The organism is Janthinobacterium sp. GW821-FHT03C10 (assembly GCF_059420865.1).
This window is the reverse complement of sequence record NZ_JBWKUN010000004.1, coordinates 555,585-581,969: the sequence shown is the minus strand read 5'-3', so window position 1 is coordinate 581,969 and position 26,385 is coordinate 555,585. Positions and strand designations below refer to the sequence as shown.

The window sequence follows — 26,385 nt, the reverse complement described above, 5'->3', positions numbered from 1 at the left end:
AGGGTGCGCTGCACCCTGCCCGCCCCTCTTTTACATGTGCTCGATCATGACCTCGCCGAAACCGGAGCACGACACTTGTGTCGCGCCTTCCATCAGGCGGGCGAAATCGTAGGTGACGCGCTTCGAGGCGATCGACTTTTGCATCGAAGAAATGACCAGGTCGGCCGCTTCCAGCCAGCCCATGTGGCGCAACATCATTTCCGCCGACAGGATCAGGGAACCGGGATTCACGTAATCCTTGCCCGCGTACTTCGGCGCCGTGCCGTGCGTCGCCTCGAACATGGCGACGGAATCGGACAGGTTGGCGCCCGGCGCGATGCCGATGCCGCCCACTTGCGCCGCCAGCGCGTCGGAAATGTAATCGCCGTTCAGATTCAGGGTGGCGATGACGCTGTATTCGGCCGGACGCAGCAAGATCTGTTGCAGGAACGCGTCAGCGATCGAGTCCTTGACGATGATGTCGCGGCCCGTCTTCGGATTCTTGAACTTGCACCATGGACCGCCATCGATCAGCTCGGCACCGAATTCCTTTTGCGCCAGCGCATACGCCCAGTCGCGGAAGCCGCCTTCCGTGTACTTCATGATGTTGCCTTTGTGCACGATCGTCACGGAGGGCTTGTCATTGTCGATCGCGTACTGGATGGCCTTGCGCACCAGGCGCTGCGTGCCTTCGATGGACACGGGCTTGATGCCCAGGCCCGACGTGGCCGGGAAGCGGATTTTCGTCACGCCCATTTCATTGACCAGGAAATCCATCAATTTCTTCGCTTCGGGCGAGCCTTGCTGGTATTCGATGCCGGCGTAGATATCTTCCGAGTTTTCGCGGAAAATCACCATGTCCGTCTTTTCCGGCTCTTTCACGGGCGACGGCACGCCCGTGAAGTAGCGCACGGGACGCAGGCAGACATACAGATCGAGCTGCTGGCGCAGGGCCACGTTCAGCGAGCGGATGCCGCCGCCGACGGGCGTGGTCAGCGGGCCCTTGATGGAAACCACGTAATCCTTCAGCACCTGCAAGGTTTCTTCCGGCAGCCACACATCGGGGCCGTACACATTCGTCGATTTCTCGCCCGCGTAGATTTCCATCCAGCTGATCTTGCGCGCGCCGCCGTAGGCCTTGGCCACGGCCGCGTCGATCACCTTGATCATGACCGGGCTGATATCGATGCCCGTGCCATCGCCTTCAATGAAGGGAACGATGGGATTATCTGGTACATTCAGCGAAAAATCGGCGTTGACGGTGATTTTTTGGCCGTCAGCAGGTACAGTGATATGTTGATACATCGTGATCTCCGAAGTGGGACACGCCGCAGGCGGATAACACTGGCCGGCGACGCGCTCTGCGGTTGCAGAGTTTACAAAAACAAGTCCGAACAGGGCGGCAACAACGCACTTTAGCAGGAAAGAACAGCCGGGCCATCCGCGGCGCCAAAGAACCTCGCTGCCATACGGCCCATGTCTTCTATAAGACATAAGACTTATATTTCACATTATGCACCACTATCTTACAGGGCGCCACGCTTTTGCGGCGCCAACCAGCAGCCACCCTCGCCTACATCAATTCCTCTACCAGCATGCCACTCATCCTCTTCAATAAACCATTCCAGGTCCTGTGCCAGTTTTCGCCGCAGGACGGCCGCGCCACCCTGGCCGACCACCTCACCATTCCCGGCATCTACCCGGCCGGCCGGCTCGACGCCGACAGCGAAGGCTTGCTGCTGCTGACGGACGACGGCCGCCTGCAGCACGAGATCAGCCACCCGGACCGCAAGGAAGCGAAAACCTATCTGGTGCAGGTCGACGGCGTGCCCGATGCGGCCAGCCTGGCGCGCCTGCAGGCGCCGCTGGACCTGGGCGACTTCATCACCAAGCCATGCAAGGCCGTGCGCATCGCCGAGCCGGACTGGCTGTGGCCCCGCAATCCGCCCATCCGCGCGCGCGCCGACAAGCCCACTTCATGGCTGGCGATCACCTTAAAAGAAGGAAAGAACCGGCAAGTGCGGCGCATGACGGCCGCCGTCGGCCTGCCCACCCTGCGCCTGGTGCGCAGCGCCATCGGCCCGTTCTCGCTGGCCAGCCATCCGCTGTTGCCCGGCGAATGGTGCGAGGTGCCGGCCGAGAACATTGGGAAAATGTGAACGGCACAAGAAAAACGGTTTTCCTTGCTGAAATTTTTCCAATAAGCACTATTTATTTTTAGATAATGCATTAAAATCATCTGACCTTCACATGACGGAAAAGGAAAGATGATGACAAAAGTAATATTCACCCTGGCCGCTTCCCTGCTTGCCGGCGCCGCACTGGCCCAGTCGGGCGCCCAGGTGCACGCTTCCGCCGCGACCGATGCCGTCAAGCCGCCACCCGCATCGGCAGCCAGCCACGCATCGGCCGCCACCGATGCCAGCAAGCCCGTGCCGCCGGCGTCGGCCTCCGTCAACGCATCGGCAGCGACGGACGCGGCCCGCTCCGGCGCATCCGCCAAGGCCTCGGCCGCAACCGACGCGCCGCGCCTGATTCCCCAGGCGCGCAAGACGAAGCAGCCGGCCGCTGAAGCGGGCAAACCAGTGAAATAAACGCCGTTCCCGGGGTGACGGCGGCGACCATGTTGCTGTAACCCCACGTTTTCGATGCGGCCAAGCAACACGCTTGACCAGGCGGCCGCCAGCATGGCTTAATCGCCGCTTCGCAGCCGCCCATCCCGCCCCATGAAAAATCCCCTTCGCCGCCTCAGCCTGTCCATCGCCCTGCTGTCTTGCGCCGGCATGGCCCAGGCGCAAACAAAGAGCTTGCAGCTGTCGGCCGGCATGCATCTGATCCAGGCGGAAGTGGCGGCGACAGAAGAGCAACGCGAACAGGGGTTGATGTACCGTGAAAAGATGCCGGCGAATGCGGGCATGCTGTTTGTCTTTGGCAACCCATCGACGCAATGCATGTGGATGAAGAACACGCCGCTGCCCCTGTCGGTGGCCTTTATCGATGCCGGCGGCAAGATCGTCAACATCGAAGACATGCAGCCGCACACGCTCGACAGCCATTGCTCCACGAAGACCGTGCCCGTGCGCTATGCGCTGGAAATGCACCTGGGCTGGTTCAAGCAAAAGAACATCAAGCCGGGCATGAGCATCGGCAACCTGCCGGCGGCACGCTAGGTCGCGCCCCGTCCGATAGCGGACGGAAGCACAAAAAACCCGCAAGAAAACGGTGAAAAACGCGAAAAAACCCGCCAGAACGAATCTGCGGGTTTTTGCTTTTCAACCAGTGCCAGTGTACCGGCACAGGCAAGGCCGCCGTGGCGGCTTGCCTGCTGGCGAATATTAAGCGGACAGTGCTTTCAAAGCGGCTGCCAGACGGCTCTTATGGCGAGCTGCCTTGTTTTTGTGGATGATCTTCTTGTCAGCGATACGGTCGATGGTCGACACGGATGCCTGGAAGATTGCAGCAGCAGCTGCCTTGTCGCCGCCCTGGATCGCTTTGCGAGCAGCTTTGATAGCCGTGCGCAAGGTCGAACGTTGGGACGAATTGTGTGCGTTTTGCTTAACTGCTTGACGAGCGCGTTTGCGCGCTTGTGCGGTATTTGCCATGGAATTTCCTAAAACAGGGTCAAAGTGCGTTTGCAAACATTAGTGTTTGCCAACCGGTGCGTTCTGTGCGTCTGCCGAACCATGTGTGCCAAACCAGTGCCTGTCAAACATTAGTGTCTGCGTAACAGAATTCTGTACAGCCTTCGATTATAGCGATATTTTCAAGCGGGGGCAAATCAAAAAACCGGGTATCGCGTCAAAAACACGTGAAAATGGGCCTGGCAAGGGCGAATCGGCGGCAATTGTTACCATATTTTAACCGTTTGCCAGTACCGCGCCCGGCTATAATCTGGCCCCATGAACTTGCTTAAAACCCTCGCCGCCATTTCCAGCATGACCATGCTGTCCCGTGTAACCGGATTATTGCGCGAAAGCCTGTTCGCGCGCGCCTTTGGCGCCGGCGCCTACACGGACGCCTTCATTGTTGCCTTCCGCATTCCCAACCTGTTGCGCCGTTTGTTTGCCGAGGGCGCGTTCTCGCAAGCCTTCGTGCCGATCTTGTCTGAATACAAGAACCAGCATGGACAGGAAGCGAGCAAGCAACTGGCCGACCATGTGGCCACCACGCTCGTCTGGGCCACCCTGCTCGTCTCCGCCATCGGCATCGCCGGCGCGCCGTGGTTCGTCTACGTGATCGCCACGGGCCTGTCCAAGGACCCGGGCGCCTTCGACGCGGCCGTGTGGATGACGCGGCTGATGTTCCCTTACATTACCTGCATGTCCTTCGTGGCCCTGGCCGGCGGCATCTTGAACACCTGGCGCGAATTCAAGATTCCCGCATTTACGCCGGTGCTGCTGAATTTATCATTCATCGCCGCCTCGCTGTTCCTCGCGCCATATTTAAAACAGCCGATCTACGCCATGGCCATCGCCGTGTTCGCCGGCGGCTTGCTGCAGGTGGCCATCCAGATTCCCGCGCTGATCAAGATCGGCATGCTGCCGCGTCTGTCGATCAATCCCGCCATCGGCCTGTCCGACGGCGGCGTGCGCCGCGTGCTGAAAAAGATGGGACCGGCCGTGTTCGCCGTCTCGGCCGCCCAGATCAGCCTGATGATCAACACCAGCATCGCCTCGCGTCTGGCCGAAGGCAGCATTTCCTGGCTGTCGTATGCGGACCGCCTGATGGAATTCCCCACCGCCATGCTGGGCGTGGCCCTGGGCACCATCTTGCTGCCCAGCCTGTCGAAAGCGAACGTGGATGGCGACAAGACGGAATACTCGGCCCTGCTGGACTGGGGCTTGCGCCTGACCTTTTTGCTGGCCCTGCCCGCCGCAGTCGGCATGGCGACCCTGGCCACGCCGCTGATCGCCACCCTCTTCCATTATGGCAAATTTACGGCGGAATCTGTGACCATGTCGACGCAGCCGCTGGTGGCCTACAGCCTGGGTTTGATCGGCATCATCCTCGTGAAAACCCTGGCGCCCGCCTTCTATGCACGCCAGGACATCCGCACGCCCGTGAAAATCGCCATCGGCGTGCTGATCGCCACGCAGCTGATGAATCTGCTATTCGTGCCCTACATCGCCGTGGCCGGTCTGGCCCTGTCGATCGGACTGGGCGCCTGCCTGAACGCCAGCTTCCTGTACTGGGGCTTGCGCAAGCGCGGCATCTACCAGCCGAAACCGGGCTGGGCCAAGTTTTTCCTGCGCCTGCTGCCGGCGCTCTGCGTCATGGGCGGCGTGGCAGTCCTGGGTGCCACGCGCATCGACTGGATCGCCATGCAAGCCCATCCGCTGCTGCGGGCCGGCACGCTGGCCCTGGTGGTGGCCCTGTGCGGCGTGGCGTACTTTGCCACCTTGTTCCTCGTTGGCTTCCGCTTCCGCGACTTCAAGCGCCACGCGTGACAAGCTGCGCAGGATGTTGTTGCCGGCGTCTCGCCATACTCGCGTACTGTCTTCGACTTGGCGCCTGGTCCTGCACAGCTTGTCCAGATTGCGGCAGGATGTTGATGCCGGCGTCTCGCCATACTCGCGTACTGTCTTCGACTTGGCGCCTGGTCCTGCACAGCTTGTCCAGATTGCGCAGGACATTCTTGCCGGAGCTTTGCCGTACTGGCGTACTGTCTTCGACTTGGCGCCTGGTCCTGCACAGCTTGTCCAGATTGCGCAGGATGTTGTTGCCGGCGTCTCGCCTTGCGCAAATGATCCAGACGAAAAAAAAACCCGCCGAAGCGGGTTTTTTTCATTACAGCGTAAGCTTAAGCAGCTTTCTTGGCGCGGCGGCGTGCCACGGCGCCAACCAGCGCCAGGCCGCCGAGCAGCATGCCATAGGTTTCTGGTTCCGGTACTGGCAGGGCCGAAACCGTGCCTACGTACTGAACATTTTTCACCAGGGTCAGGCCCGTGACTTGCACCGTGTAAGTGCCTGCGGCCAATTGACCTGCCCAGCTCAGATTCTGGATACCGCTAGCTGTGCTCTTGGCCAGGTCGCCATAGCCGACCAGGGTAGCGGCGAAATCCTTGATCGCGCCGTTAGCAACAGAGAACGTTTGCAGTGCACCGAACGAGGTCGACGATGGGGCCAGCAACTGGAAGGTCCACGAATCATTGATCTCCGAATTGATAGCGAACTTCGTCGTGAAAGCCGACAGGGTGTCCGAACCGGTTGGGTCCAGGATGCCCAGGTCGTAGGTTGCCGCCGACGCGCTGAACGATGCTGCTGCCATGATGCCTGCAGCGATAAATTTCAATTTCATAGCTTATCCCTTAAAAAGTAATTTATGGCTGCAATGCGCAGGCCACCAATAGTTTTAGTACCGGAAGTACTGAACAGGATGGTAGCATAATTACATCAAATTACTTATAAATATTTTATCGAAGTTTCGTTTGAGATAACTATTTTCATAATGAAATATTTGCCACTATCCATGAATTTCTGGAGAAAAATAGTTGCCAGTGCATACATCTATTTTTCCCATGTTTTACGGTGAAAGTGCCTGCTCGGCCGTGTTTTCATCGACATTTTGCGCGTCAGGCTGCTCAACTGGCTCTGGCGGTGGCTGTTCTTGCGGTGGGGTAACAGGGCGGGAAAACAACGGTGCTGCCGGCAAAGCGGGAGCGATGCCAGGCGCCTCGGCCGCCGGCATGCCCGACACCGCCGCAGCCGGGGTGGTTTGCCCTCGGGCCTCCAGCATAAAGTGCCACTCCGAAAAATGGGCCTTGCCTTCGAAGCCGGCAAACCTGGCCTCGAAATTGCCAACCTTTAATGGCGCTGCCTTCGACAGGCTGTGCACGCCAATGATGCCGTTGCTGCCGGGTTGGTACAGCAAGCCCCACTCGGCACGCCCCGTGATGGGGTCGACGAACAACTTGCGCAGATGCCGGCGCAATTGGGGCGTACGGGGATCGCGCAGCAAGGCGGCCAAGGTCGGCGGCTGTTGCGGCTGGCCCGGCGGCGTGGCGGCCGCATAGCTGTAGAGGGCATCCGCAAACTGCGCGCCGATGTCGAGCAATTCCTGCTCGGCCGCCTGGCGCTGCAGCAAGGAACCCATCTTCAGGCCAGCCGCCCCTGTCAGGCCCAGGACGGCCACCAGGATGATTAGCCCCAGGTAGGTAAAACCGCGCTGGCGGCGCGCAGAACGGTACATGGCCGCTACCAGTCGGCGAACGGCGTGCCGCTGCGATCCTTGCCGGGCGCGCCGCTTTTCACGTCATACACCTGGCCCGGCGTGTCGTCGGGCGGCGGCACGATCAGCCAGCTGCTGTCGCTGTCCGTGATGGGATCGATGGGCATGGCGCGCAGGTATTTCTTTTCCACCAGTTGCTCCAGCGAATCGGGGTAGCGCCCCGTATCGCCGTGGAACTGGTCGATGGTCGTGCGCAGGTTGCGCAAGTTGTCGGCCAATACGGTTTCCTTCGCCTTGTCGAGGCTGGGAAAGTAGCGCGGCACGGCCAGGGTCAGCAGCAGCGCCACGATACCGAGCACGACCAGCAGTTCGATCAGGGTAAAGCCGCGCGCGCGGCGCGGGGCGTTTTCAGCGGGCATGGTTCACCATAGACGGTAAGGCACGTCGTTCAAGCCGGTCTTGCCGGAGGTGGAATACACATCGTACACATCGTCGCCCTCGCGCGGCTCGGTCGCTTCGCTGGCGTAGCTGCGCTTGCCCCAGGTTTGCGCATCGCTCAAGCCCGCGTCCCCATTGAACGGGTCGCGCGGCACGCGGCGCAGGAAAAACAGCTTGCTGCGCTTCGGATTGCGCTGGTCCGGCACGCCCTCGACCAGCAGTTCCAGGCTTTTCGGATAGCCGCTGGCATCGGCCGCGCGCAGGATGCGGCCCTCGTCGCCGGCCCGCTTATAGGCGTCGAGCCCCTGGCGGATCTCGCGCAGCGCGCGCCGCAATTCCTGCTCCTGGCGCCGCTGCACCGTCACTTGCGTGACGGGGATCACCAGGGTGGCCAGCACGCCCAGGATGGCCAGGGTCACCAGCAGTTCGATCAGGGTGAAGCCGCCCTGCGCGCGCACCACGCTCATTTGGCGGGCGGCGGCACCACGGGCACCGGCTGGCTCGACGACAGGGGCAAGGGCGCCGCCTGCAGCGGCACGGGCTGGCCGGACGATATCGGCAAGGGCAATGCGGCCGGCTCGGGCGACGGCGCCACTTCCGGCGCGGGCACCGTCTGCGGCTGCGCCGGCAGCTGTCCGGGCGTCATCAGTGGCTGCGGCGGCGCCGGCTGCATGCCGACGGCGGACGGGCCGGAACGCACGATGACCGTACCCGGCATCTGCGTGGGCGCCTTGGCCGCCATGTCGGGACGGCGGCGGAAGCTGCCTTCCGTGCCGGCCGAGAATTCCGATTCCTTCGCTTCCGGACGCTGCACCGTGCGCACCAGGTGCGGCGTGATCGACAGCACGATTTCCGTCTTCTGGCTGTCGTCCTTGCTGCTGCCGAACAAACGCCCCAGCACGGGGATGTCGCCCAGGCCCGGCACCTTGTTGCCCGAGCTGCGCTCCTCATTGTTGATCAGGCCCGCCAGCACCTGGTTTTCGCCATCCTTCAATTGCAGCATGGTCGAGGCCTGGCGCGTGCCGATCTGGTACAGGGTCGAGCCGCTGCGGGTGGTGGTGGCCGCGCCCAGGTTGCTCACTTCGAGCGAAATGCGGATGCCCACTTCATTGTTCAAATAGATGGTCGGCTCGGCATTCACCGTCAAGCCCACGTCCAGGTAGCTGATCGACTCGGAAGCGAAGCCGCCCGTGCCCGGCGAAATGGTGGTGGTCACCACGGGCACCCTGTCGCCGATGACGAACTTCGCCTTTTCCCGGTTGCGCACGCGGATGCGCGGATTGGCCAGGATATTCGCGTCGCCATCCGTCTTCTTGGCATTCGCCGTCACGGACAGGTCGCTCACGCCGATGGTGCGCTGGTTCAGGTTATTCAAATCGTTGATGGTCAGCCCCGCGCCGCCCGAAGTGGAAAGTGGCGTCAGGGTCAGGCTCGTCGGCCAGGCCACGCCCAGTTCCAGCAGGCGGCTGCGCTTGACTTCGAGGATTTCCAGCTCCAGCACCACTTCCGCTTCGGGCACGTCCTGCAGCGCGATCAGGCGCTCGGCCAGGCGGATCGCCTCGGGCGTGTCGCGCACGATGACGAGGTTGAGCTTTTCATCGGCCACCACGTCGCGCGTCTTCAAGATGGTCTTGAGCGTGTTGGCCACCTGCTTGGCATCCGCATTCGCCAGGAAGAAGGTTTTCACCAGCACTTCCTGGTATTCCTTCAATTTCGCCGCCACGTTCGGGTAGATCAAGATCGTGTTCGCATCCATCACCTGCTGCTCCAGCTGGTTCGTCACCAGCAGGAAGTAGACGGCCGATTCCACCGTGCTGTTTTTCAGGAAGATCGAGGTCTTCGCATCCGCCTTGACGTCCTTGTCGAAGACAAAATTGAGGCCCGAGCGGCGCGCGATCAGCTCGAACACCTGTTTTAACGGCGCGTCGCGGAACTCGATCGTGATCGGCTGCTTGTACGATTTGGCCAGACCCGATTCGACGATGGGCGGCGCCGTTTTTTCATCGACCTCGCGCAGCAGCGCGCGCGCGCCGGCGTGGCTCGGCTGCTCGGTGAGGATGGCGTTCAGGCGCTGGCGCGCCGGATCGTATTGTTTTGCCTCAAACGCCGTGCGCGCCTCAGACAGCAATTTCCCCTGGCGCTGCTCGCGTTCGAGCGCGCGCAAGCCGCTGTTGGCGCGCTCGTTCTGCGCATCGATTTCCAGCACGCTCAGGAAAGAGGCGCGCGCCAGCTCGCCCTGGCCCGCCTGCGCCTGGCGCTCGGCCTGTTGCAAGCGGCTGCTGGTCGCCCGTTCGCGCGCCTGCAGCCAGGCGCTGCGGTACTGCGCGTTGCCGGGGTCCTGCTGCAGCGCTTCCTGCAGCTTTTGCAGGCCGGCCGGGATTTGATCTTGCGCAATCAGCTCACGCCCGTCGCGGTAGGCTTGCTGCCCTGCGCAGCCGGACAGCAGCACCAGCAGCGCCAGCAACGGCGCCGATGAAAAGGAACGAGGCATCACTCGAGTACTCCAATGTTGAGCTGCTGAACCTGGTTCAACGGCAAATAGGTGAGCGTCATGACGGGCGGCGCGATCGTCACGACCTTGTAGGCGCCATCGATGACGGTATTGGCGCGCACGATATATGTCTTGTCGGCGCGCGACAAAAACACTTCCCATGCGCCGTCGGCGGCCGCCTTGCCCAGGTAGACGAAGGGCAGCGGCGGCGCCATCGGCGGCGGTGGCGGCGGCGGGGCGACGGCCACCACCTTCGGCGGCGGCGGATTCCAGTTCTGGCTCTGGAAGACAGCGCCGGCGCCGCCGAAGGTGTCGCCATCCTCGCCCGCCACTTCGCTGCGCGGCAGCAGGGCCAGGATGGCCGGTTGCGCGGCTGGCGGCCTGGCGGCCGCATGGCGCGCGGGCGCAGGCGCGACGGCCCGCTCCACGGCTTCCGCCACGCTGGACACGGGCTGGCGCTCGCCGAACAGCAGCAAGGCGCCCGCGCCCAGCAAGCCGGCCAGCATGAGCCAATGGCGCGGGGTCATGGTGTTTCTCCCGCAACGCCAGGCGTATCGGTCAGATAAAAGGTCAGGCGCAGGCGCGCTTCGAGTTGCGTATCGGCGATCTGCTCGCGGCGAAAACTCAGTTCGTCGAGCGAGGCGAAGGGGACAGCGCGCAGCGCCTGCAGCGCGAACTGCGATACGGCCGCGTAACTGCCCTTCAGCGGCAAGGTCACCTGCCAGGTGGCGACCCTGCTGGCCTTGTCGTAGCCGCTCTTGTATTCGCCTTGCGCCAGCAACAAGCCGTTTTTCGCGGCCAGGTCGAACAGCTGCTTGACCTGCTGCTCCGCGTGGCGCTGCTGTCCCAGGGCGGCATAAAAGCGCGCCAGGTTCTCGCTGGCCGTCGCCGGCGGCGCCAAGACCGCCACGGCCAGCGATGGCTGCGGCAAGGGCCGCGCTTCCAGCCGCGCCGCCACGGCGCGCTGCTGCCACGCCCACGCCCAGGCGGCGATCCCCAGCGCGAGCAGAAGCACGGCCAGGCAGGCGGGCACGCCCAGGCGGCGCAGCAGCAATTGCGCGCGCAGGCGCAAGATGTTGATGTCGATGGCCGTCATGGCGTACCCCAGCGCGCTTCGAGCTGGAAGCGCAAGGGCTTGTTCGGATCGAGCGCGTTGATTTCATGGCGCAGCAGCTGCACGCGGGAGCCGAACAGCTCCTGCTGCTTCAATTGCGCGATGTAGGCCACCATGGCGTCGCTGCCGGTCGTTTCCGCCGTGATCTTCAGCACGCGCTTGCGCGCGTCCGGCTCCAGCGCCAGCAGCGCGATGGCGGGCGGCGTGGCGCTGGCCAGCGCATCCTGCAGATCGCGCCACGGCAGGTTCAATTGCAGGATGGCCGCATTCACGGCCGCCGCCTGCGCGGGCGCGATCGGCACTTGCGGCGCAGGCGCAGGCCCCTGCATGGCGGCCGTCACGCGCTGCTGCGCCAGCAGCCAGCGTGCCTCGCTTGCCTGCTGGTGCTGCAGCGCGGCGCTGCCGGCCCACGCTGCCGTGGCGATCAAAGCCAGGCCCAGCGCGCCCGTGAACCAGGCCCAGGCGGGCACGCGGTGCAGGCTGCGGCGCCAGCCGGGCGGCGCGAAATCGATATCGAGGCGCGTCATGCCACGCCTCCGCTGCGCGCCAGCCGGGCGGCCGGCGACAAGGCGCCATCCCCGTCCGGCGTGGAAAAAACCTGGCAGCGTAGCGCTTTCGCCGGCGCCAGCCATGCGGGCGGCGGCGCGCCGCACAGCTGCAGCAGCGCCGGCGCGGGCACGCCTTGCAGCAGCGCTTCGCGCGCCAGCGTCTGCGCCAGCCAGTCGCTGCCCGCGTCCTGCGGCACGGGCAGCGCGCGCACGGCAAGCAGGCTGCCATCGTGCCGCACGCCCAGGGTCAAGGCGTTTTCCTGCAACTGGCCAAACCAGGCGCCCGGTTTCAGCGCGCCGTGCCAGCGGTTCCAGTGGCGCGCAAATTGCGGTGTAATAAAGATCAGGGCCAGCTTGCGTTCGGCCGCCACGCGCGTCAGCTGCGCCAGCAGCGCACGCGGCACGGCGCAGAAAAACGGCGCGCGCGCATCCCAGGCAAGGCTGCTGTGCCACAAGCCGGGCACATCGCCATACAGCGACTGGAAGCGCAGCGCGGCGGCGGCCTCGATGTCGGCCAGGCGCGCGGCGCCCTGCGGCAGGTCCACCCGCCACAGGCGCGCCAGCCCATCGTCGAGCACCACGGACAATGGCCAGCCCGCGTATTGACCCGCCGGCAGCAATCGCTCCAGCAACTGCGCCAGCGCCTGGCCCAGGGCGGCAAAGTCGCCATGCAGCGACTCGTCCGGCGCATACGCGGCTTCGCCCAGCGGCGTCCAGGCGGGCGCGCGCCAGCGGCTGCTGCGCCACAGGCTCACCTTGCCCGCCGCCACGCCCAGGCGCAGCGCTTGTCCAAGTCCTCTACGCATGCAGGGTGACCCTCTTGATTTCCGTGATGGTGGTGGCGCCCCGCCTGACCAGCTCCAGCGCCGCCAGGCGCAGGCTGCGCGTGCCGTTCGCATACGCGGCCGCCTTGATCTGGCGGATCGGCTTCTTGTCGACGATCAGTTCGCGGATTTCATCGGTCAGCACGAGGATTTCGGCGATCGAGCGGCGCCCCTTGTAGCCGGTGCCGCGGCAGTCGCCGCAGCCCTTGCCCTGCTTGAATTCATAGCCCGCCACGTCGGCGCGCGCCAGGCCCACGCTGGCCAGTTCCGCGTCGTCGGGCGTGTACTCCACCGCGCAATGGGGGCAGTTGGTGCGGATCAGCCGCTGCGCCCAGATGCCGTTCAGGGCCGAGACGAAGGCATACGGGTCGATGCCCATGTGCGTGAAGCGGCCGAACACGTCGAACACATTATTCGCATGCACGGTCGTGAGCACCAAATGGCCCGTGAGGGCCGATTGCACGGCGATTTCCGCCGTCTCGCGGTCGCGGATCTCGCCCACCATGATTTTATCGGGGTCGTGGCGCAGGATAGAGCGCAGGCCCTTGGCAAAGGTCAGTCCCTTCTTTTCATTCACGGGGATCTGCAGGATGCCTGGCAGCTGGTATTCGACGGGGTCTTCGATGGTGATGATCTTTTCGCGCCCGTTGTGGATTTCCGTCAGCGCCGCATACAGGGTCGTCGTCTTGCCCGAGCCCGTGGGGCCGGTGACGAGCAGCATGCCGTAGGCTTCCTGCGCCAGCGCGCGCAGGGCTTCGAGCGACGGCGCGTCAAAGCCCAGCGCTTCCAGGGTCAGGGCGCCGTACGCCTCGATCATGGCGCGCTTGTCGAGGATACGGATGACGGCGTCCTCGCCATGGATGCTGGGCATGATGGAGACGCGCAAATCGATTTCGCGCCCGCCCGACTCGACGCGGAAGCTGCCGTCCTGCGGCACGCGGCGCTCGGCGATATCGAGTTCGGCCAGCACTTTCAGGCGCGAGATGATGTGCTCGGCCACCTCGATGCCGTTGACGGACGTGGCGTGATCGAGCACGCCGTCGACGCGGTACTTGACGGCCAGGCCGCCGGCCGTGCTTTCCAGGTGGATGTCCGAGGCGCCCGCCTTCAGCGCGTCATATAAAGTCGAGTTGACCAGCTTGACGGCGGGGCTGGCCGCTTCCGAGACGCTGGCGAACGACAGCACGGCCGCCGTCTTGCCGTCGCGCCGCGCGTCGTTCGCCGCGCCGGGCAGCAGGTTGTCGACGGCGCGCGCCGATTCTTCCTGCTTCGACAGGTAGGCACCGATGTCGGCCTGCAGCGCCAGGCGCACGTTCAACACGCCCTGCCCGGCGCGCGCGCTCAGCCAGGTTTGCAGGTCGAGATCGAAGGGGTCGGCGATCACGCCCACCAGCTGGCCGTCGGCACCGCGCAGCAGCACACTGTGGCGCGCCAGCGCCTGCGACAGGGGCAGCACATCGAAGGCGGGAGACAACGCCAGCATGTCGGCCGTTTCCAGCACGTCCAGGCCGAACGGGCGCGCCAGTTCGCGCACCACGGCGCGCGCCTCGATGCCGCTCAGTTCCTGCAATTCCTCGACCAGGCTGCGCTTCGATTGCCGGCTCAGGATGCGCGCGCGCTGCAGCAGCGCAGGGTCGATGGCCGCGATGGCCACGGTGGATTCGGCTGCGGAGGGCATCATGAGATATCGCCGGCAAGGTCAAAGATGGGCATGTACAGCAGGATCACGATGGCGCCCACCACCAGGCCGATGGCGGCCATCAGCAAGGGTTCGAAGGTGCGCGTAAACCGGTCGATCCAGCGGCTGATTTCGCCGTCGTAAAAGGCCGCCGACTGCGTCAGCATGGGGCCCATGTCACCCGTGCGCTCACCCACGCGCAGCATGCGCAGCGAAATCGGCGTCGTCAGTTGATGCTGCTCGAAGGCGGACGACAGGGGCTGGCCCGCCTCGATGGCCGCGCGCGCGCCCTGCAAGGATGCCTGCATGCCCGGCGAGACCATCGCTTGCACGGTGGCAATCGCCTGCACGATGGTGATGCCCCCTTCGGACAACATGCCCAGGGTCAGGTACAGGCGCGACAGTTCATAGATGCGCACGCGCTCGCCGATGCCGGGCAGCTTCGCCAGCAGGCGCGCCACGCCGCCATGGCGCAGCACGCGCCGCACGGCGGTCAATAGTACGCTGCCGGTGATAAGCAGCCCCAGCAACAGCAGCAGGCCATGTTCGGTGACGAACTGGCCCCAGCTGAGCATCACTTGCGACATCCACGGCAGATTGCGCCCGGCGCCCTGGTACACCTCGGCGAAACGGGGCACCACATAGCTGATCAGGAAGGCGCTGACGCCGCCGCCCACGGCCAGCAAAATGGCGGGATAGATGGCGGCGCTGACGATCTTGGCGCGCACCGTATCGATGCGCTGCTGGTAGTCGATGTAGCGCGACAGCGCGCGCGGCAAGTCGCTCGTGCCTTCCGCCGCCTTGACGATGCCGATATACAAGGGGGGAAACAGCTCGGCCTGCTCTGCCAGCACGGCGGAAAAGCGCTTGCCTTCGCGCAAGCCTTCCAGCAGGCGCGTGAGCACGCTGCGCGTGGCCGGCGACGCTTCCTTTTCCAGCAAGGCTTCCAGCGCCTCGACGATGCCCAGGCCCGCCTGCAGCAGCGCCAGCAATTCCTGGCTGAACAGCAGCAGGGGCAAGGCCCGCGCGCGCTGGCGCCCGGCGGCGCTGAACGGCGTGGCGCGCAGGGGGCGGATGGCGCTGACGAACAGGCCGCGCGCTTCGGCCTGGCGGCGCGCGTCCGCCTCGTCGCGGCCATCGATCACGCACGTCGTCAAGGTAGCAACGGCCTGGTCCGTGGAAAGCGCGCGTACTTCAAACTGCATGATGGCTTGTCCGTAGGAAAAAGAATGGCGCTGGCGCTATTGCGAGCTGATGTCGGCGTTTTCGCCGCTGCCGCCGGGCTGGCCATCCTTGCCCATCGAGACGATGTCGTACTCGCCCTTGCTGCCGGGCGCGCGGTATTGATAGGCATGGCCCCACGGGTCGAGCGGCACGGCCTTTTTCAGGTAGGGACCATTCCAGCGCGTGCCGGCGGTGGGCGGCGCGGCCAGCAGCGCGGCCAGGCCCTCTTCCGTGGTCGGATAGCGCCCCACGTCGAGGCGGTAGGTGTCGAGCGATTTTTCAAATGCCTCGATCTGCGCCTTGGCCACCGTCACTTCGGATTTGCCCAATTGGGCGAAATACTTGGGGCCCACATAGGCCGCCAGCAAGCCGATGATCACGATGACCACCAGCAGTTCGAGCAAGGTAAAGCCGCGCGCCTGGCGCGTTGCCGCAAGATTCTGCCTGTGTGCTGCATGCATCCGGTAACTCCTTATTGCCTACCTTCAATACATTGCGTCGCTGCGCGCGGCGGATGGCCACGCACGGGCGACACGCGCTTGCCTGATGCTTATCAGCCTACCATGCCGGTTATGGTTAATACAATCTTTTCTTTGCACTGTGAACAACAAATTCCTGCGGAAACCATCCAGTGTGCGCGAAACCGCCACGGCGCCGCGCGCGCTTGACTGGCTAGTCAATTATTCAACTATTTTCAATGCGGAAACTATCTACTTTTGGTTGCCAAGTCATAGTAAATGATGAATTTTATTCATTCATTATTTGTAACTTTCAAATTAAATTTGAAAGAATATCAAACAATGCAATTGCCTCTTTTGCTATAGTAAAAGTCAATTTTCTACGCATTGGTCCGCATTGGTCCTATCCGCCGGCCGCGCAGGAGAGAGCATCCCAGACGCAAAACATATTGCATCCTACATAATCACCAAGGGAAAATTCATGACTCGTATTGTGCATTCGAAGGCAACTGCCGCAGCAAGTCCTTTCTCGGCCAAGCAGTGGACTGGCGCCGCCATCCTGGCCCTGTCCGCCGCCTGGGCTCCCGCCGCCATCGCGGACGTGATCAACTTTGACAACCTCGACAGCCAGTTCGTCGGCCACGGCGACTCGCTGGAATTCGGCAACTTCCTGCTGACGGGTGCCTCGAATGCCGCCGGCGCCAGTTATGGCGACCTGGTCGGCGCCGTGTTCGACGGCACGGACCCGGCCGCCTGCGGCATGGCGTGCCCGAGCAACAATACGAGCAATTACTATGCATCCCTCAACGACGGCATCGTCTACCTGGATCCGCTGAAGACGGGCGGCAGCATCAGCCTGCAGGGCTTCGACGCCAGCTTCATCGGCTACGCCCAGGGCGTCACCTATCCGGCCGTCGCCGGTCTGCTGCGCGTGCAAGGCTTCTATGCGGACGGCTCTTCCCTGTATGAAACGTACCAGCTGGGCGGCCCGCTGGGCGGCAACTTCCAGTTCCAGCGCTACAACACCAGCGCCAACTTCGGCAGCCAGCAGTTCGCCTCGCTGGCCTTCTTCGGTTTCACTTGCAACACGGCCGGCAGTTGCAACGCCTTCAGCACCAACAAGGGTCAGTTTGCGCTCGACAATATCGTCGCCTCGGTACCGGAGCCATCGACCTACGCGATGATGCTGCTGGGCCTGGCAAGCATCGGTTTCGTGGCGCGCCGCCGCCGTCAAGCCTGATCCGCCCCTTTGATTCCCGCTACCGTTACCAGGAAAACCCACATGACATTCCGTCCCGCTCTACGCCCCATTTCGCTCGCCGTACTGAGCCTGTTTGCCAGCCTGAGCTTCCAGGCCCACGCCGACGACCTGCGCCGTCCCTACATCGTGCAGCTGACCGATAAACCGATCGCTTCCTACGCCGGCTCGGTGGAAGGTCTGGGCGCCACCCAGCCAGCCGCCGGCGGCCGCCTCGACCTGGCCAGCGCGGAAGTGCAGCTGTACGGCGATTACCTCGAACAGAAACAGGCGCGGGTACAAGCGCTGGTCGCCGCCGCCCCCGTGCAATACCAGTACAAGATCGTCCTCAACGGCTTTTCCGCGCTGCTGACGGACGCCGAAGTGCGCCAGCTGCAGGCCAGCGGCGAGGTGGCCAGCATCGCCCCCGACGAGCCGCGCGCCCTGCAGACGAACTACACGCCCACCTTCCTGGGCCTGGACCAGCCGGGCGGCCTGTGGAGCCAGCTGGGCGGCAAGCAGCATGCGGGCGAAGACATCATCATCGGCATCGTCGATGGCGGCGTGTGGCCGGAAAACCTGTCGTATGCGGACAAGGTCGACGCCAACGGCACGCCCACCTTCGATCCGAACGCCACCCTGGCATATGGCGTGCCGCCGGCCGCCTGGAAAGGTAGCTGCCAGACGGGCGAAGGCTTTACGCAAGACCACTGCAACAACAAGCTGCTCGGCGCGCAGTATTTCAACGCCGTGCGCCTGACCGAGACGGACAAGATCCAGCACTGGAGCGAATACACCTCGCCGCGCGACTCCATCGGCGACCCGAATGGCGAAGGCGGCCACGGCACGCACACCTCGTCCACGGCGGGCGGCAATGCGGGCGTGCCCGTCACCGTCAGCGGTTCGCCGCTGGGCGCCATTTCCGGCGTGGCGCCGCGCGCCCGCCTGTCAGTCTACAAGGTCTGCTGGTCGTACAACCTGGCCACCCAGCCGACCGGCGCGAAAAACGGCTGCTACGGCGGCGACAGCGTGGCGGCGATCGAAAAAGCCGTGCAGGACGGCGTGCACGTGATCAATTACTCGATCAGCGGCGGCAGCAGCGTCAACGACCCCGTCGAACAAGCCTTCCTGCACGCGTCGAACGCGGGCGTCTTCGTTGCCGCCTCCGCCGGCAATGCGGGGCCGGCCAATACCGTGGCCCACGTCAGCCCCTGGATCACCACCGTGGCCGCCTCGACGCACAACCGCGCCAACCAGGCCACCGTAACCTTGGGCAATGGCGCCAAGTACACGGGCGCCTCGCTCAACTACAATCCGCTGCCGGCCACCACCCTGATCCGCGCACAGGATGCGGGCTTGCCCGGCGCCGATGCGCAAAAACTGGCGCTGTGCTACCGCGCCGGCGACAACGGCGGCGTGGCCCTGCTGGACCCGGCCAAGGTGGCCGGCAAGGTCGTCAGCTGCCTGCGCGGCACCACGGCGCGTACCGACAAGGGCGTCGCCGTGCTGGAAGCGGGCGGCGCCGGCATGGTGCTGGTCGACACGGGCGTAGGCCTGGTGTCCGACCCGCACGTGCTGCCGGCCGTGCACGTGAGCGCCGCCGATGGCGCGCTGATCAACGCCCAGGCGCAAACGGGCGCGGCCACGGCGGCCATCTCGCGCTTCGTCACCAATGGCAACGGCCCCGCCGCGCCCGTGGTGGCCGACTTCTCGTCGCGCGGCCCGAACCTGTACGACGCCAACCTGCTCAAGCCCGACGTCACGGCGCCCGGCGTGGACATCCTGGCCGGCGGCACGCCTGCCCTGTCGCGCGCCCAGCGCGACGCCGTGCAGGATGGCAGCCTGGTGCCGCCGCAAGCCTACATCTTCCTGCAAGGCACCTCGATGGCCAGCCCGCACGTGGCCGGCCTGGCTGCCCTGCTGCGCCAGCAGCATCCGGACTGGAGCCCTGCCGCCATCAAATCAGCCCTGATGACGACCGGCAGCACCACCCTGCCCGACATCCAGGCGGGCGACGCGCGCGGCATCCTGCCATGGGGCCAGGGCGCCGGCCACGTGACGCCGAACAAGGCGACCGATCCCGGCCTCGTGTATGACGCCAGCCTGGCCGACTACAAGAAATACATGTGCGGCGTCGGCATGTCGGCCGAATGCGCGGGCGGCACCATCGCCGGCTACAACCTGAACGTGCCGTCCATCACCATCGGCAACGTGCTGGGCACGCAAACGGTGACGCGCCGCGTCACCAACGTGGGCAGCGGCAGCGCCACCTACACGGCCAGCGCCTCGGTCAGCGGCTACAGCGTGGTGGTAGCACCGTCCAGCCTGGTGCTCGCGCCGGGCGAAACCAAATCCTTCACCGTGACACTGACGCGCACCACGGCGCCGGACAACGCCTGGCAGTATGGCGCCCTCGTGTGGAGCGACGGCGTGCACACGGTGCGCAGCCCCGTCACGGCCCGCTCGGGCCGCGCGGTGCAGTCGCCGGCATTGCTGCAGGCCGACAAGGTCAGCGGCCTGCGTTCGCTGACCCTGTCCACCGGCTTTGCCGGCAAGGTGGGCGCGGCGACGGGCGGCCTGAAGGAAGTGGCGCGCAGCGCGCAAACCATCAGCCAGGCCGCGCCGGGCAGTGTCGACACGCTGGAGCAGATGGCTGCCGCGTGCAAGACGGGCGGCAGCGGCGCGCGCGTGGTCAATGTCAGCATTCCCGCCAGCACGGTGGTGGCGCGCTTCGAAATCTTCGACCGCGACACGACCGAAGGCACGGGCAACGACCTCGACCTGCTGCTGCTCAACGGCGCCGGCGCGACCGTCGCCACCTCGGCCACGGCCGGCTCGAACGAAGCGATCACCGTGACCACCCCGGCGGCAGGCAGCTACAAGGTGTGCGTGATCGGCTATGAACTGGCAAATGGCGTATCGACCGGCTTCGGTCTGTCGTCGGCCGTCGTCACGACAGCCGACAAGGGCGGCAACCTGAAAGCCACCCTGCCCAGCAAGGTGTACGTGGGCGGCAGCGCCACGGCCGGCGTCAGCTGGTCGGGCCTGGAAACGGGCAAGCGCTACTTGGGCGGCGTAGTCTTCCTTGATGGCAACAACGCGGCAGCCTCCACCACCGTGCTGTCGGTGGAGACCAACAACCCGCTGCCGCTGGCCGTCCCCAGCCAGCGCAACGTAAGAACGGACGCCAAGCTGTAACGGCATCGCTCCAGGCCATTCCAGGCCATAACACGACGGCGCGCCCTGCGGGGCGCGTTTTTTATGCGCGACGCGCGTACAATCGGCGCATGGGCGCCATGCGCCAAGGGAGCTTGCATGTCCGCATTTCGCCTCAGTATTGCCATCCTGGCCGGCATGGTCAGCGTCCATGCGCTGCCTGTCGCGGCGCAGGCCGCCGCAGCGCGGCTGTCGTATCTGGTGCAATTGCGCGCCCCGCCGCTGGCCTCGCAGGCGGACGGCGTGCATGGGCTCGATACGAACAGCGACGCCGCGCGGCGCTACACGGCCCAGCTCGAAGCGCAGCAGCGCGCCGTGCTGGCGCTGGTGCCCGATGCTCCAGTGCAATATCGCTACACCGTGGCCTTCAATGGCTTTGCCGCCATGCTGACGACGGACGAAGTGGCGCGCCTGCAAGCGAGCCCGGAGGTGGCACGGGTGTCGCCCGGCAGCATCGAACACACGCAGGATGGCGGCGGCAATGGCAAGAATAAAATACAGGACCAGCGCTAATGGCTGAGCAGGCGCAGCGCGATGCCGCGCGAGACGGCTTGCGTGCGGTTGCTCACGCCCAATAATTTATAGATGCGCTGCAAATGGCTTTTCACGGTGGTGCCGCTGATGCCGAGGATTTGCCCCACCTCGTCATTGCTCTTCCCCTCGCGCACCCAGTGCAGCACTTCCAGTTCGCGCGCACTGGCTGCGCGCGTGGCGCACGGACCGGTCAAGGGCGCCAGCCGGCTGCCTGGCAGCGCCAGCCAGTGCAGGTGCAGGTAGGGCAGCAGCAATTCCAGCGCGTAGGCCTGGCGTGCCGCGTCCACGATTCCCATGGCGAACAGGGCAAAGAAGCTGCCGCCCCCCTCGCCCACGCTGCCGTGCACCAGCACGCCATCGATGACGCCCGCCCTCTGGCCGCCCGCGCGCCAGGCCAGCGCCAGGCGCGCCAGCTGGCCCTGGCGCTCGCGCAACTGCGCGTGATCGGGCACGATGCTGTGCCAGGCTTCGCTGCGCAGCACGGCCCCGTCGGCGCCCAGCTGGGCGCAGATTAATATGTCGTGCGGCAACAGCGCTTGCAGCGGCCCCTGGCTCCAGAGAAAGAAATCGCCGGACTCGGCGATGCCATGCGCGCGGAGGATGGCGTGCAGCAGGTATTCCTGTTCCCGCCCCGTCAGCAGCATCATGCGCACACGGCCGCGCTGGCGACATCGGCGGCCAGGTAACGGTAGCCGCTGCCGCGCACGGTTTCGATGCGGTGGCCGCAGCCGCCCGGCTGCAGCGCCTGCCGCAAGCGCCCCACGTGGGCATCGACCGTGCGTTCATCCAGATAGGCGGCATGGCCCCACACCTGGTCCAGCAGGTGCGCGCGGCTATGCACGCGTCCGGGATGATCCATGAGGAAATGCAGCAATTTGAATTCCACGCGGCCCAGGCTGACGGGCACGCTGCCGGCCGTCACGCGCAGGGTATGCGGATCGAGACGCAAGACGCTGGCGCCGGACGTGCTTGCGCCTGCGCGCAAGGCCGATGGCGCGCGCCGGCGCAGCAGCGCGTGCACGCGGGCCAGCATCTCGCGCGGGCCGAAGGGCTTGCACAGGTAATCGTCGGCACCGCTTTCCAGCGCCAGCACCTTGTCCTGTTCGCTGTCGCGCGCGCTGACCATGATGATGGGCAGGTCGCACAGTGCGTCGTCCTGACGCAGCTGGCGCAGCAGCGTGATGCCGGACGCGTCAGGCAATTCCCATTCCAGCAGCAGCAAGTCGGGCGCATCCACGGCCATCAGCGCCTGCGCGCCGCGCCCATCCAGGGCGCAACTGACACGGTAGCCGGCCCCTTCAAGGTTATGCAGCAGCAAGGCTTGCATGGCGGGCGCGGGATCGAGCAGCAGAATATGACGGCGCATGATGCATCCTTCCGAAAAAGTTGGCGGCCCTCCATGAAAAACTAGACGGCCCGACAAGTTTTTGACTATGCATCAAGCGTAAAACGCTGACTAATACAATTTAGTTTCCTGATTTATAGCTATTCCAAATAAATAGGCGAAAAAAAACACAGCGCACCAGGGGCACGCTGTGTTCAGGCGGGACAACTGTACCTTATGCCGGCAAGACGGGCTGGCGGCGGCGCAGGGCAAAACCGATCAGCGCCAGGCCGCCCGTCAGCATCATCCATTCCGACGCTTCCGGCACGGCCGAGATCGAAGCGATGCTCGCATACGTGCTGCCGGCGATGCTGGCGGGCAAGCCGCCATTGAGCGGGGTCAGTTCGAATTGCACGAGATTGCCGTTCGCATTGCCCAGGTAAGCCATGCCCGTGTAGTCGAGCAAGCCCACGCCGAACGTCGTGCCTGCGTTGCCGGCCGTGTTCAGGAAGTCGCCGTCAAAGACGATGTTGAAACCGAACTTGCCGCCCAGGGTCACGTTGTGAAACCAGTCGTTGTAGGCGCCGCTGTTGCCGAAGGTCAAAGTGCCGGGCAAGCTGCCGCTGACATTGCCTTCCAGCGATTCCAGTGCGCCAAAGGCGCCCGAGAAGTTGCTGAGCACGGCGCTGGCGCCCGGTGCGGGACTGTTGCCGGCGATAAAGGCGAAGTCGAGGAAACCGGCGCCGGAAAAGGCGCTCGTATCGATTTCCACGCGGTAGGCGAGCGGGTCCGCCAGCGCCAGGCTGCTGCTGCCAGCGAGCAGGGCGGCCAGCACGGCACGGCGCAGGGTGAGATTGAATTTTGCTGTCAACATGGTCAAGTCCTTAGAAGTTGCCGGCGAAGATGCTGGCCGAGTAATTGATCGTCACTTTCGACGGATTGGTGAAGCTGACGGCGAACGAGGCCGTCGCGCCCGGCGCCAGGCTGGCCGCATTGACGGTGACATAGGCGGCGCCCGCATGGCTGCCCGTGGCGTTCGCCAGGGTCACGCCGGCCGGCAAGCCGCCGAACACCACCTGGAACGGGCCGCTGATGGCCGCCGTGCCCGTGTTGGTGAACGAGAACGTGCCCGTGTACTTTTGCGTCGCGCGGTTGAACGTCAGGCCTGAGCTAGACGTCGAGACGGCGGCCGTGATGTCGCGGTAGGCGGGCTGCAAGTCCAGGCTGATGACGACGGGGTCGTGGTCCGAGGCGCGGTAGGGCAAGGCGTTGTACAGGTCTTGCGGCTTGGCCGCATCGATGTTGTAGTCGATCACTTCCGGCTCGTCCGCATTCACATGCCATTCGGCCACGCCGGCCACTTGCGGGCTCAGCGAGGCGCTGGCCAGCGCATGGTCGAGGTAGCCGCTCTGGCCGCCGAACACGTACGAATACGGCATGCCGGACGGGCGCACGAAACGTTCGAGTTCATTGACGAAGCCGGCGCCCGTGATGACCTGTATCGGGTCTTCCGCGCCATACGAATTCAAGTCGCCGATGACGAGCACGTCCGCGTCGCCGGCAGCGGCCGCCACCTGCGGCACGAAGCTGCCCACCAGGCGCTGGGCCTGCTGCACGCGGGTGGCGTTCCAGCAGCTCTGGCTATCGTTCTGGTCCGCGTCCAGCCCGCTCGACGGGCAGCTGCCCTTCGATTTCAGGTGGTTGACGATCAGCGAGAATTTCTCGCCGTTGGCGGCGCGGAAGGTCTGTGCCATCGGCGGACGGTTGTTGATGGCGTTGGCGTCCGACAGGGCGCCGCCCACCAGGCCCAGCTTGGCAGGCTTGTAGATCATGGCCACGCGGATGGCGTCCGTGCCCGTGGCAGCCGGCTTCGGCACCACGGCGTAGGTGACGCCGCCGATGGCCGCGTTGAGCTGCTCGACCAGGTAGGTGACGGCCGTTTCGCCATTGTTCTGGATTTCCATCAAACCCACCACATCCGCATCGACGGCTTTCAGTTCGGCCACGATCTTGTCGCGCTGGCGCACGAACTCGGCCAGGTTGTCGGCGCCGCGGCAATTGCTCTTGGTGGTAGAAGAACCCACGGTGCAGCCCTGCCCCGTCTGGCCAAACACGTTATTGCCATTGGTAAAGGTCGTAAAGAAATTGAGCACATTGGCGCTGGCCACCTTGACGTTGCCTGATGGCAGTTCCGGGCTGCCCGTGCGCGGGTTGTCGCGCGAAAATTGCGGCGTCTGCGTCGGCTGCAATTTATACGCGGCCCCGCCACCGCCGATGGCACCGAAATCCACCACGCCCGTCAGGTCGGCCACCGTGTCGCCGCTGCGCACGGTGTTGTCCTGGCCGATATACGGTATCGTCGGCGGCGCCACGAAAATGCCATCATCGAGCACGATCAGGTTGTTCGCATTGGCGGCGATCAAGGCTTGCGCCTCGGTCGATCCAGCCGGATAGCGGTTGGTCGGCACTTCGCGCCGTCCCGCCGACAGGCTCAGTTCGCCGCGCGCGCCCAGGTAGGCGTTTTGCGAGACGGTCAGCGGCTGCGTGAAGCGCACCAGCATGCCTTCCACGGCCGCCAGGTTCTCGTTCGGCAAGGTCACATTCGCCGGCACGATGCCGTGGCCCGCGCTTTGCGTGAGGATGGCCGTCACGTCCTTCAATTCCGTATAGGAATTTTTCGCGCCCGACGGCGTGTACTCGAACACCGTGCCCGTCACGCGCACCAGTTCGCCCGGCTGCACCGTCGTGGCCGTCGCGCCCGTGTACACGAAGATGCCGTCCGAGGTCGACGGGTCGCCGTCGCCGGCCGCGTCCTGCATGAAGAAACCGGTACCCACTTTCAGTGTGACGACGCCCTCGGTCGTCTGCACGGAATTGGCGTAGGGGCTGGCCGCGCCGCTGCCCTGGATTTGCGGAATCGTGTGGCTGATGGCGGCCAGGCCCTGCACGGCGACGTCGACCTTGCATGACGCCGTTTGCTGCTGGTCGTTGCTGAACTGGACGACGACGGGATAATTGCCCACCGGCACGCCAGCGGCCACCAGCAGGCTCACGCTGGCGCTCTCGCCCGCCACGCCGGCCGCGCTGAAATTGGCCAGGCTGATGCCGGCCACGGCCGGCGAGCTCAAGATAGCAGCATTCACGAGGCCATCCACGTCGGACGCGCGCAGCACGGCGCTGCCGCCATTGCCCAGCGCCAGCGCCAGGCTGGCCGGGCAGCTGGTGATGATCTGGTGCACGACGGGGCCGCCGCAGACATTCAGCGGCGAAGCCGTATTGCGCGGCGTCACGCTGCCGGCGGCGAAGTCGGCGCTGTTATCGTCCGTGTCGCCGCAGCCGCCATTCGCCCGCGCGATCGACAGGGTATTCGATGGGGCAGGCGCGACGGCGCCCTCAAAACCGTTGGCCGTGCCGAAACCGACCAGGTCGACGACGGCGGCGCCCGTGGGGCTGGTGCCCGTCTGGGCCGTCTTGTTATTACTCAGCAGCACCTTGCCGGCCGTGCCGGACATGGCCAGGCTCCCCGACGCATCCGGCGCGGGCAAATCCTGCGTGCCGCCCGTGCCCTTGGCTTGCTGGACCAGCAAATACTGGCCCGGTTGCAAATCGATAGCCGGCAAGGCCGTCACGGCCCAGCTCGAACCGGCAGCCGACGCATATTGCACGCTCCAGTTGCTCAGGTTCACGGGGCTGGCGCCGCGGTTGAACAGTTCGATGAAATCGTTGCGGTACAGCGCCCCCGTATTGCCGCCACCGCCATACACCTGGCTGATGACGATATCGGAAGCCGCCAGGGCTGGCACGGACAGGCTGGCCAGCAGGGTAGCCATGACGGTCAGGCGCAGCGGCGTGCGCAAGGGGGAAAACGAGGTGTGCATGAGGATCCCGGTCGGTAAATAGATGACGCCGGTCCCGCATGATGGGCCGGCGCGCCACAATTAACAAAAGTATTTGAGACTTGTTATTTGCATATTAAAGGCCCGGGATGACGACTTGATGACATTTGATTAAGCCGAACGGAGTAAAAGCCACATGTGTTTATTTTTTCAGCAAGTATCAAACCCGCAACAGACGGGACCTGGGCGCAAGCTGGAACTGCATGTTTAGCCAAAACATGATATATTTCTATTAAATAAGTTTTATTCCTTGCAA

The 26,385-nt window shown here is 64.6% G+C and carries 25 protein-coding genes; 7 read left to right on the top strand and 18 right to left on the bottom strand.

The window, feature by feature from the left end; genetic code table 11:
* Positions 1–30: 30 nt before the first annotated feature.
* A complete protein-coding gene (gene icd / locus AC07VH_RS16885; protein WP_070253571.1) occupies positions 31–1,284 on the bottom strand; it encodes an NADP-dependent isocitrate dehydrogenase in 1,254 nt (417 codons plus the stop codon).
* 290 nt (positions 1,285–1,574) lie between these two features.
* Here icd and AC07VH_RS16880 point away from each other — a divergent pair, with 290 nt between their 5' ends.
* From AC07VH_RS16880 to AC07VH_RS16870, 3 genes are all read left to right on the top strand, one after another.
* Positions 1,575–2,138, top strand: coding sequence for a pseudouridine synthase (locus AC07VH_RS16880; protein WP_494788736.1), 564 nt, complete (start codon positions 1,575–1,577; stop codon positions 2,136–2,138).
* 111 nt (positions 2,139–2,249) lie between these two features.
* Positions 2,250–2,573, top strand: a complete 324-nt coding sequence (locus AC07VH_RS16875) for a hypothetical protein (RefSeq protein WP_475415189.1) — start codon at positions 2,250–2,252, stop codon at positions 2,571–2,573.
* A 132-nt stretch (positions 2,574–2,705) separates the two neighbouring features.
* On the top strand, positions 2,706–3,149 hold the full coding sequence (locus tag AC07VH_RS16870; protein ID WP_475415188.1) for a DUF192 domain-containing protein: 444 nt from the start codon (positions 2,706–2,708) through the stop codon (positions 3,147–3,149).
* Positions 3,150–3,314: 165 nt separating this feature from the next.
* On the opposite strand, the gene rpsT is transcribed toward AC07VH_RS16870, so the two are convergent.
* Positions 3,315–3,581: a 30S ribosomal protein S20 gene (gene rpsT / locus AC07VH_RS16865; RefSeq protein ID WP_010395935.1), complete on the bottom strand. Its 267-nt coding sequence runs from the start codon at positions 3,579–3,581 to the stop codon at positions 3,315–3,317.
* 297 nt (positions 3,582–3,878) lie between these two features.
* Between rpsT and murJ the strand changes: the two genes are divergently transcribed.
* Positions 3,879–5,426: a murein biosynthesis integral membrane protein MurJ gene (gene murJ / locus AC07VH_RS16860; protein WP_494788734.1), complete on the top strand. Its 1,548-nt coding sequence runs from the start codon at positions 3,879–3,881 to the stop codon at positions 5,424–5,426.
* A 353-nt stretch (positions 5,427–5,779) separates the two neighbouring features.
* On the opposite strand, the gene AC07VH_RS16855 is transcribed toward murJ, so the two are convergent.
* The 12 genes from AC07VH_RS16855 to gspG all read right to left on the bottom strand — a co-directional run bounded on the left by AC07VH_RS16855 (position 5,780) and on the right by gspG (position 15,925).
* Complete coding sequence (locus AC07VH_RS16855; protein ID WP_475415186.1) at positions 5,780–6,277, bottom strand: FxDxF family PEP-CTERM protein; 498 nt, start codon at positions 6,275–6,277, stop codon at positions 5,780–5,782.
* A gap of 225 nt (positions 6,278–6,502) precedes the next feature.
* Positions 6,503–7,168, bottom strand: coding sequence for a type II secretion system protein (locus AC07VH_RS16850; protein WP_489628426.1), 666 nt, complete (start codon positions 7,166–7,168; stop codon positions 6,503–6,505).
* A gap of 5 nt (positions 7,169–7,173) precedes the next feature.
* A complete protein-coding gene (locus tag AC07VH_RS16845) occupies positions 7,174–7,566 on the bottom strand; it encodes a type II secretion system protein (RefSeq protein ID WP_326457288.1) in 393 nt (130 codons plus the stop codon).
* A gap of 3 nt (positions 7,567–7,569) precedes the next feature.
* Complete coding sequence (locus tag AC07VH_RS16840) at positions 7,570–8,052, bottom strand: type II secretion system protein (RefSeq protein WP_489628427.1); 483 nt, start codon at positions 8,050–8,052, stop codon at positions 7,570–7,572.
* Entirely contained in the window at positions 8,049–10,076 is a 2,028-nt protein-coding gene (locus AC07VH_RS16835) for a secretin GspD/PilQ domain-containing protein (RefSeq protein WP_494788752.1), read from the bottom strand. Before AC07VH_RS16835 ends, AC07VH_RS16840 begins: the two co-directional genes overlap by 4 nt.
* Positions 10,076–10,603, bottom strand: coding sequence for a hypothetical protein (locus AC07VH_RS16830; RefSeq protein WP_475415183.1), 528 nt, complete (start codon positions 10,601–10,603; stop codon positions 10,076–10,078). The genes AC07VH_RS16835 and AC07VH_RS16830 overlap by 1 nt, the downstream gene beginning before the upstream one ends.
* Complete coding sequence (locus tag AC07VH_RS16825) at positions 10,600–11,172, bottom strand: hypothetical protein (RefSeq protein ID WP_475415182.1); 573 nt, start codon at positions 11,170–11,172, stop codon at positions 10,600–10,602. Before AC07VH_RS16825 ends, AC07VH_RS16830 begins: the two co-directional genes overlap by 4 nt.
* Entirely contained in the window at positions 11,169–11,717 is a 549-nt protein-coding gene (locus AC07VH_RS16820) for a ubiquitin family protein (RefSeq protein ID WP_494788733.1), read from the bottom strand. The genes AC07VH_RS16825 and AC07VH_RS16820 overlap by 4 nt, the downstream gene beginning before the upstream one ends.
* Positions 11,714–12,544 (bottom strand): hypothetical protein, encoded by an 831-nt coding sequence (locus tag AC07VH_RS16815; RefSeq protein ID WP_494788732.1) that lies wholly within the window; start codon positions 12,542–12,544, stop codon positions 11,714–11,716. Before AC07VH_RS16815 ends, AC07VH_RS16820 begins: the two co-directional genes overlap by 4 nt.
* Entirely contained in the window at positions 12,537–14,243 is a 1,707-nt protein-coding gene (locus AC07VH_RS16810) for a GspE/PulE family protein (protein ID WP_494788731.1), read from the bottom strand. The genes AC07VH_RS16815 and AC07VH_RS16810 overlap by 8 nt, the downstream gene beginning before the upstream one ends.
* Entirely contained in the window at positions 14,240–15,445 is a 1,206-nt protein-coding gene (locus AC07VH_RS16805) for a type II secretion system F family protein (protein WP_494788730.1), read from the bottom strand. The genes AC07VH_RS16810 and AC07VH_RS16805 overlap by 4 nt, the downstream gene beginning before the upstream one ends.
* 36 nt (positions 15,446–15,481) lie before the next feature.
* On the bottom strand, positions 15,482–15,925 hold the full coding sequence (gene gspG / locus AC07VH_RS16800; RefSeq protein WP_475415177.1) for a type II secretion system major pseudopilin GspG: 444 nt from the start codon (positions 15,923–15,925) through the stop codon (positions 15,482–15,484).
* A 478-nt stretch (positions 15,926–16,403) separates the two neighbouring features.
* Here gspG and AC07VH_RS16795 point away from each other — a divergent pair, with 478 nt between their 5' ends.
* The 3 genes from AC07VH_RS16795 (at position 16,404) to AC07VH_RS16785 (ending at position 20,888) form a co-directional block, all read left to right on the top strand.
* Positions 16,404–17,162: an NF038120 family PEP-CTERM protein gene (locus tag AC07VH_RS16795; protein WP_494788729.1), complete on the top strand. Its 759-nt coding sequence runs from the start codon at positions 16,404–16,406 to the stop codon at positions 17,160–17,162.
* Positions 17,163–17,204: 42 nt separating this feature from the next.
* The gene (locus AC07VH_RS16790) at positions 17,205–20,357 is read left to right on the top strand and encodes a S8 family peptidase (RefSeq protein ID WP_494788728.1); all 3,153 of its coding nucleotides are present in this window, start codon (positions 17,205–17,207) and stop codon (positions 20,355–20,357) included.
* A gap of 117 nt (positions 20,358–20,474) precedes the next feature.
* Positions 20,475–20,888 (top strand): protease inhibitor I9 family protein, encoded by a 414-nt coding sequence (locus AC07VH_RS16785; RefSeq protein WP_494788727.1) that lies wholly within the window; start codon positions 20,475–20,477, stop codon positions 20,886–20,888.
* Here the strand turns inward: AC07VH_RS16785 and AC07VH_RS16780 are convergent.
* From AC07VH_RS16780 to AC07VH_RS16765, 4 genes are all read right to left on the bottom strand, one after another.
* The gene (locus AC07VH_RS16780; RefSeq protein ID WP_494788726.1) at positions 20,885–21,556 is read right to left on the bottom strand and encodes a LuxR C-terminal-related transcriptional regulator; all 672 of its coding nucleotides are present in this window, start codon (positions 21,554–21,556) and stop codon (positions 20,885–20,887) included. The two genes, AC07VH_RS16785 and AC07VH_RS16780, sit on opposite strands and share 4 nt — an antisense overlap.
* Positions 21,553–22,275, bottom strand: a complete 723-nt coding sequence (locus AC07VH_RS16775; RefSeq protein WP_494788725.1) for a winged helix-turn-helix domain-containing protein — start codon at positions 22,273–22,275, stop codon at positions 21,553–21,555. Before AC07VH_RS16775 ends, AC07VH_RS16780 begins: the two co-directional genes overlap by 4 nt.
* A 193-nt stretch (positions 22,276–22,468) precedes the next feature.
* Positions 22,469–23,107 (bottom strand): NF038129 family PEP-CTERM protein, encoded by a 639-nt coding sequence (locus AC07VH_RS16770; RefSeq protein ID WP_489628439.1) that lies wholly within the window; start codon positions 23,105–23,107, stop codon positions 22,469–22,471.
* A gap of 10 nt (positions 23,108–23,117) precedes the next feature.
* Positions 23,118–26,111 (bottom strand): ExeM/NucH family extracellular endonuclease, encoded by a 2,994-nt coding sequence (locus tag AC07VH_RS16765; RefSeq protein WP_494788724.1) that lies wholly within the window; start codon positions 26,109–26,111, stop codon positions 23,118–23,120.
* Between the last annotated feature and the right edge of the window lie 274 nt (positions 26,112–26,385).

What these genes read in the sequence shown, in the direction of transcription:
- icd (WP_070253571.1), bottom strand. Translation starts at nt 1,284, where the DNA reads ATGTATCAACATATCACTGTACCTGCTGACGGCCAAAAAATCACCGTC.
- AC07VH_RS16880 (WP_494788736.1), top strand. Translation starts at nt 1,575, where the DNA reads ATGCCACTCATCCTCTTCAATAAACCATTCCAGGTCCTGTGCCAGTTT.
- AC07VH_RS16875 (WP_475415189.1), top strand. Translation starts at nt 2,250, where the DNA reads ATGACAAAAGTAATATTCACCCTGGCCGCTTCCCTGCTTGCCGGCGCC.
- AC07VH_RS16870 (WP_475415188.1), top strand. Translation starts at nt 2,706, where the DNA reads ATGAAAAATCCCCTTCGCCGCCTCAGCCTGTCCATCGCCCTGCTGTCT.
- rpsT (WP_010395935.1), bottom strand. Translation starts at nt 3,581, where the DNA reads ATGGCAAATACCGCACAAGCGCGCAAACGCGCTCGTCAAGCAGTTAAG.
- murJ (WP_494788734.1), top strand. Translation starts at nt 3,879, where the DNA reads ATGAACTTGCTTAAAACCCTCGCCGCCATTTCCAGCATGACCATGCTG.
- AC07VH_RS16855 (WP_475415186.1), bottom strand. Translation starts at nt 6,277, where the DNA reads ATGAAATTGAAATTTATCGCTGCAGGCATCATGGCAGCAGCATCGTTC.
- AC07VH_RS16850 (WP_489628426.1), bottom strand. Translation starts at nt 7,168, where the DNA reads ATGTACCGTTCTGCGCGCCGCCAGCGCGGTTTTACCTACCTGGGGCTA.
- AC07VH_RS16845 (WP_326457288.1), bottom strand. Translation starts at nt 7,566, where the DNA reads ATGCCCGCTGAAAACGCCCCGCGCCGCGCGCGCGGCTTTACCCTGATC.
- AC07VH_RS16840 (WP_489628427.1), bottom strand. Translation starts at nt 8,052, where the DNA reads ATGAGCGTGGTGCGCGCGCAGGGCGGCTTCACCCTGATCGAACTGCTG.
- AC07VH_RS16835 (WP_494788752.1), bottom strand. Translation starts at nt 10,076, where the DNA reads ATGCCTCGTTCCTTTTCATCGGCGCCGTTGCTGGCGCTGCTGGTGCTG.
- AC07VH_RS16830 (WP_475415183.1), bottom strand. Translation starts at nt 10,603, where the DNA reads ATGACCCCGCGCCATTGGCTCATGCTGGCCGGCTTGCTGGGCGCGGGC.
- AC07VH_RS16825 (WP_475415182.1), bottom strand. Translation starts at nt 11,172, where the DNA reads ATGACGGCCATCGACATCAACATCTTGCGCCTGCGCGCGCAATTGCTG.
- AC07VH_RS16820 (WP_494788733.1), bottom strand. Translation starts at nt 11,717, where the DNA reads ATGACGCGCCTCGATATCGATTTCGCGCCGCCCGGCTGGCGCCGCAGC.
- AC07VH_RS16815 (WP_494788732.1), bottom strand. Translation starts at nt 12,544, where the DNA reads ATGCGTAGAGGACTTGGACAAGCGCTGCGCCTGGGCGTGGCGGCGGGC.
- AC07VH_RS16810 (WP_494788731.1), bottom strand. Translation starts at nt 14,243, where the DNA reads ATGATGCCCTCCGCAGCCGAATCCACCGTGGCCATCGCGGCCATCGAC.
- AC07VH_RS16805 (WP_494788730.1), bottom strand. Translation starts at nt 15,445, where the DNA reads ATGCAGTTTGAAGTACGCGCGCTTTCCACGGACCAGGCCGTTGCTACC.
- gspG (WP_475415177.1), bottom strand. Translation starts at nt 15,925, where the DNA reads ATGCATGCAGCACACAGGCAGAATCTTGCGGCAACGCGCCAGGCGCGC.
- AC07VH_RS16795 (WP_494788729.1), top strand. Translation starts at nt 16,404, where the DNA reads ATGACTCGTATTGTGCATTCGAAGGCAACTGCCGCAGCAAGTCCTTTC.
- AC07VH_RS16790 (WP_494788728.1), top strand. Translation starts at nt 17,205, where the DNA reads ATGACATTCCGTCCCGCTCTACGCCCCATTTCGCTCGCCGTACTGAGC.
- AC07VH_RS16785 (WP_494788727.1), top strand. Translation starts at nt 20,475, where the DNA reads ATGTCCGCATTTCGCCTCAGTATTGCCATCCTGGCCGGCATGGTCAGC.
- AC07VH_RS16780 (WP_494788726.1), bottom strand. Translation starts at nt 21,556, where the DNA reads ATGATGCTGCTGACGGGGCGGGAACAGGAATACCTGCTGCACGCCATC.
- AC07VH_RS16775 (WP_494788725.1), bottom strand. Translation starts at nt 22,275, where the DNA reads ATGCGCCGTCATATTCTGCTGCTCGATCCCGCGCCCGCCATGCAAGCC.
- AC07VH_RS16770 (WP_489628439.1), bottom strand. Translation starts at nt 23,107, where the DNA reads ATGTTGACAGCAAAATTCAATCTCACCCTGCGCCGTGCCGTGCTGGCC.
- AC07VH_RS16765 (WP_494788724.1), bottom strand. Translation starts at nt 26,111, where the DNA reads ATGCACACCTCGTTTTCCCCCTTGCGCACGCCGCTGCGCCTGACCGTC.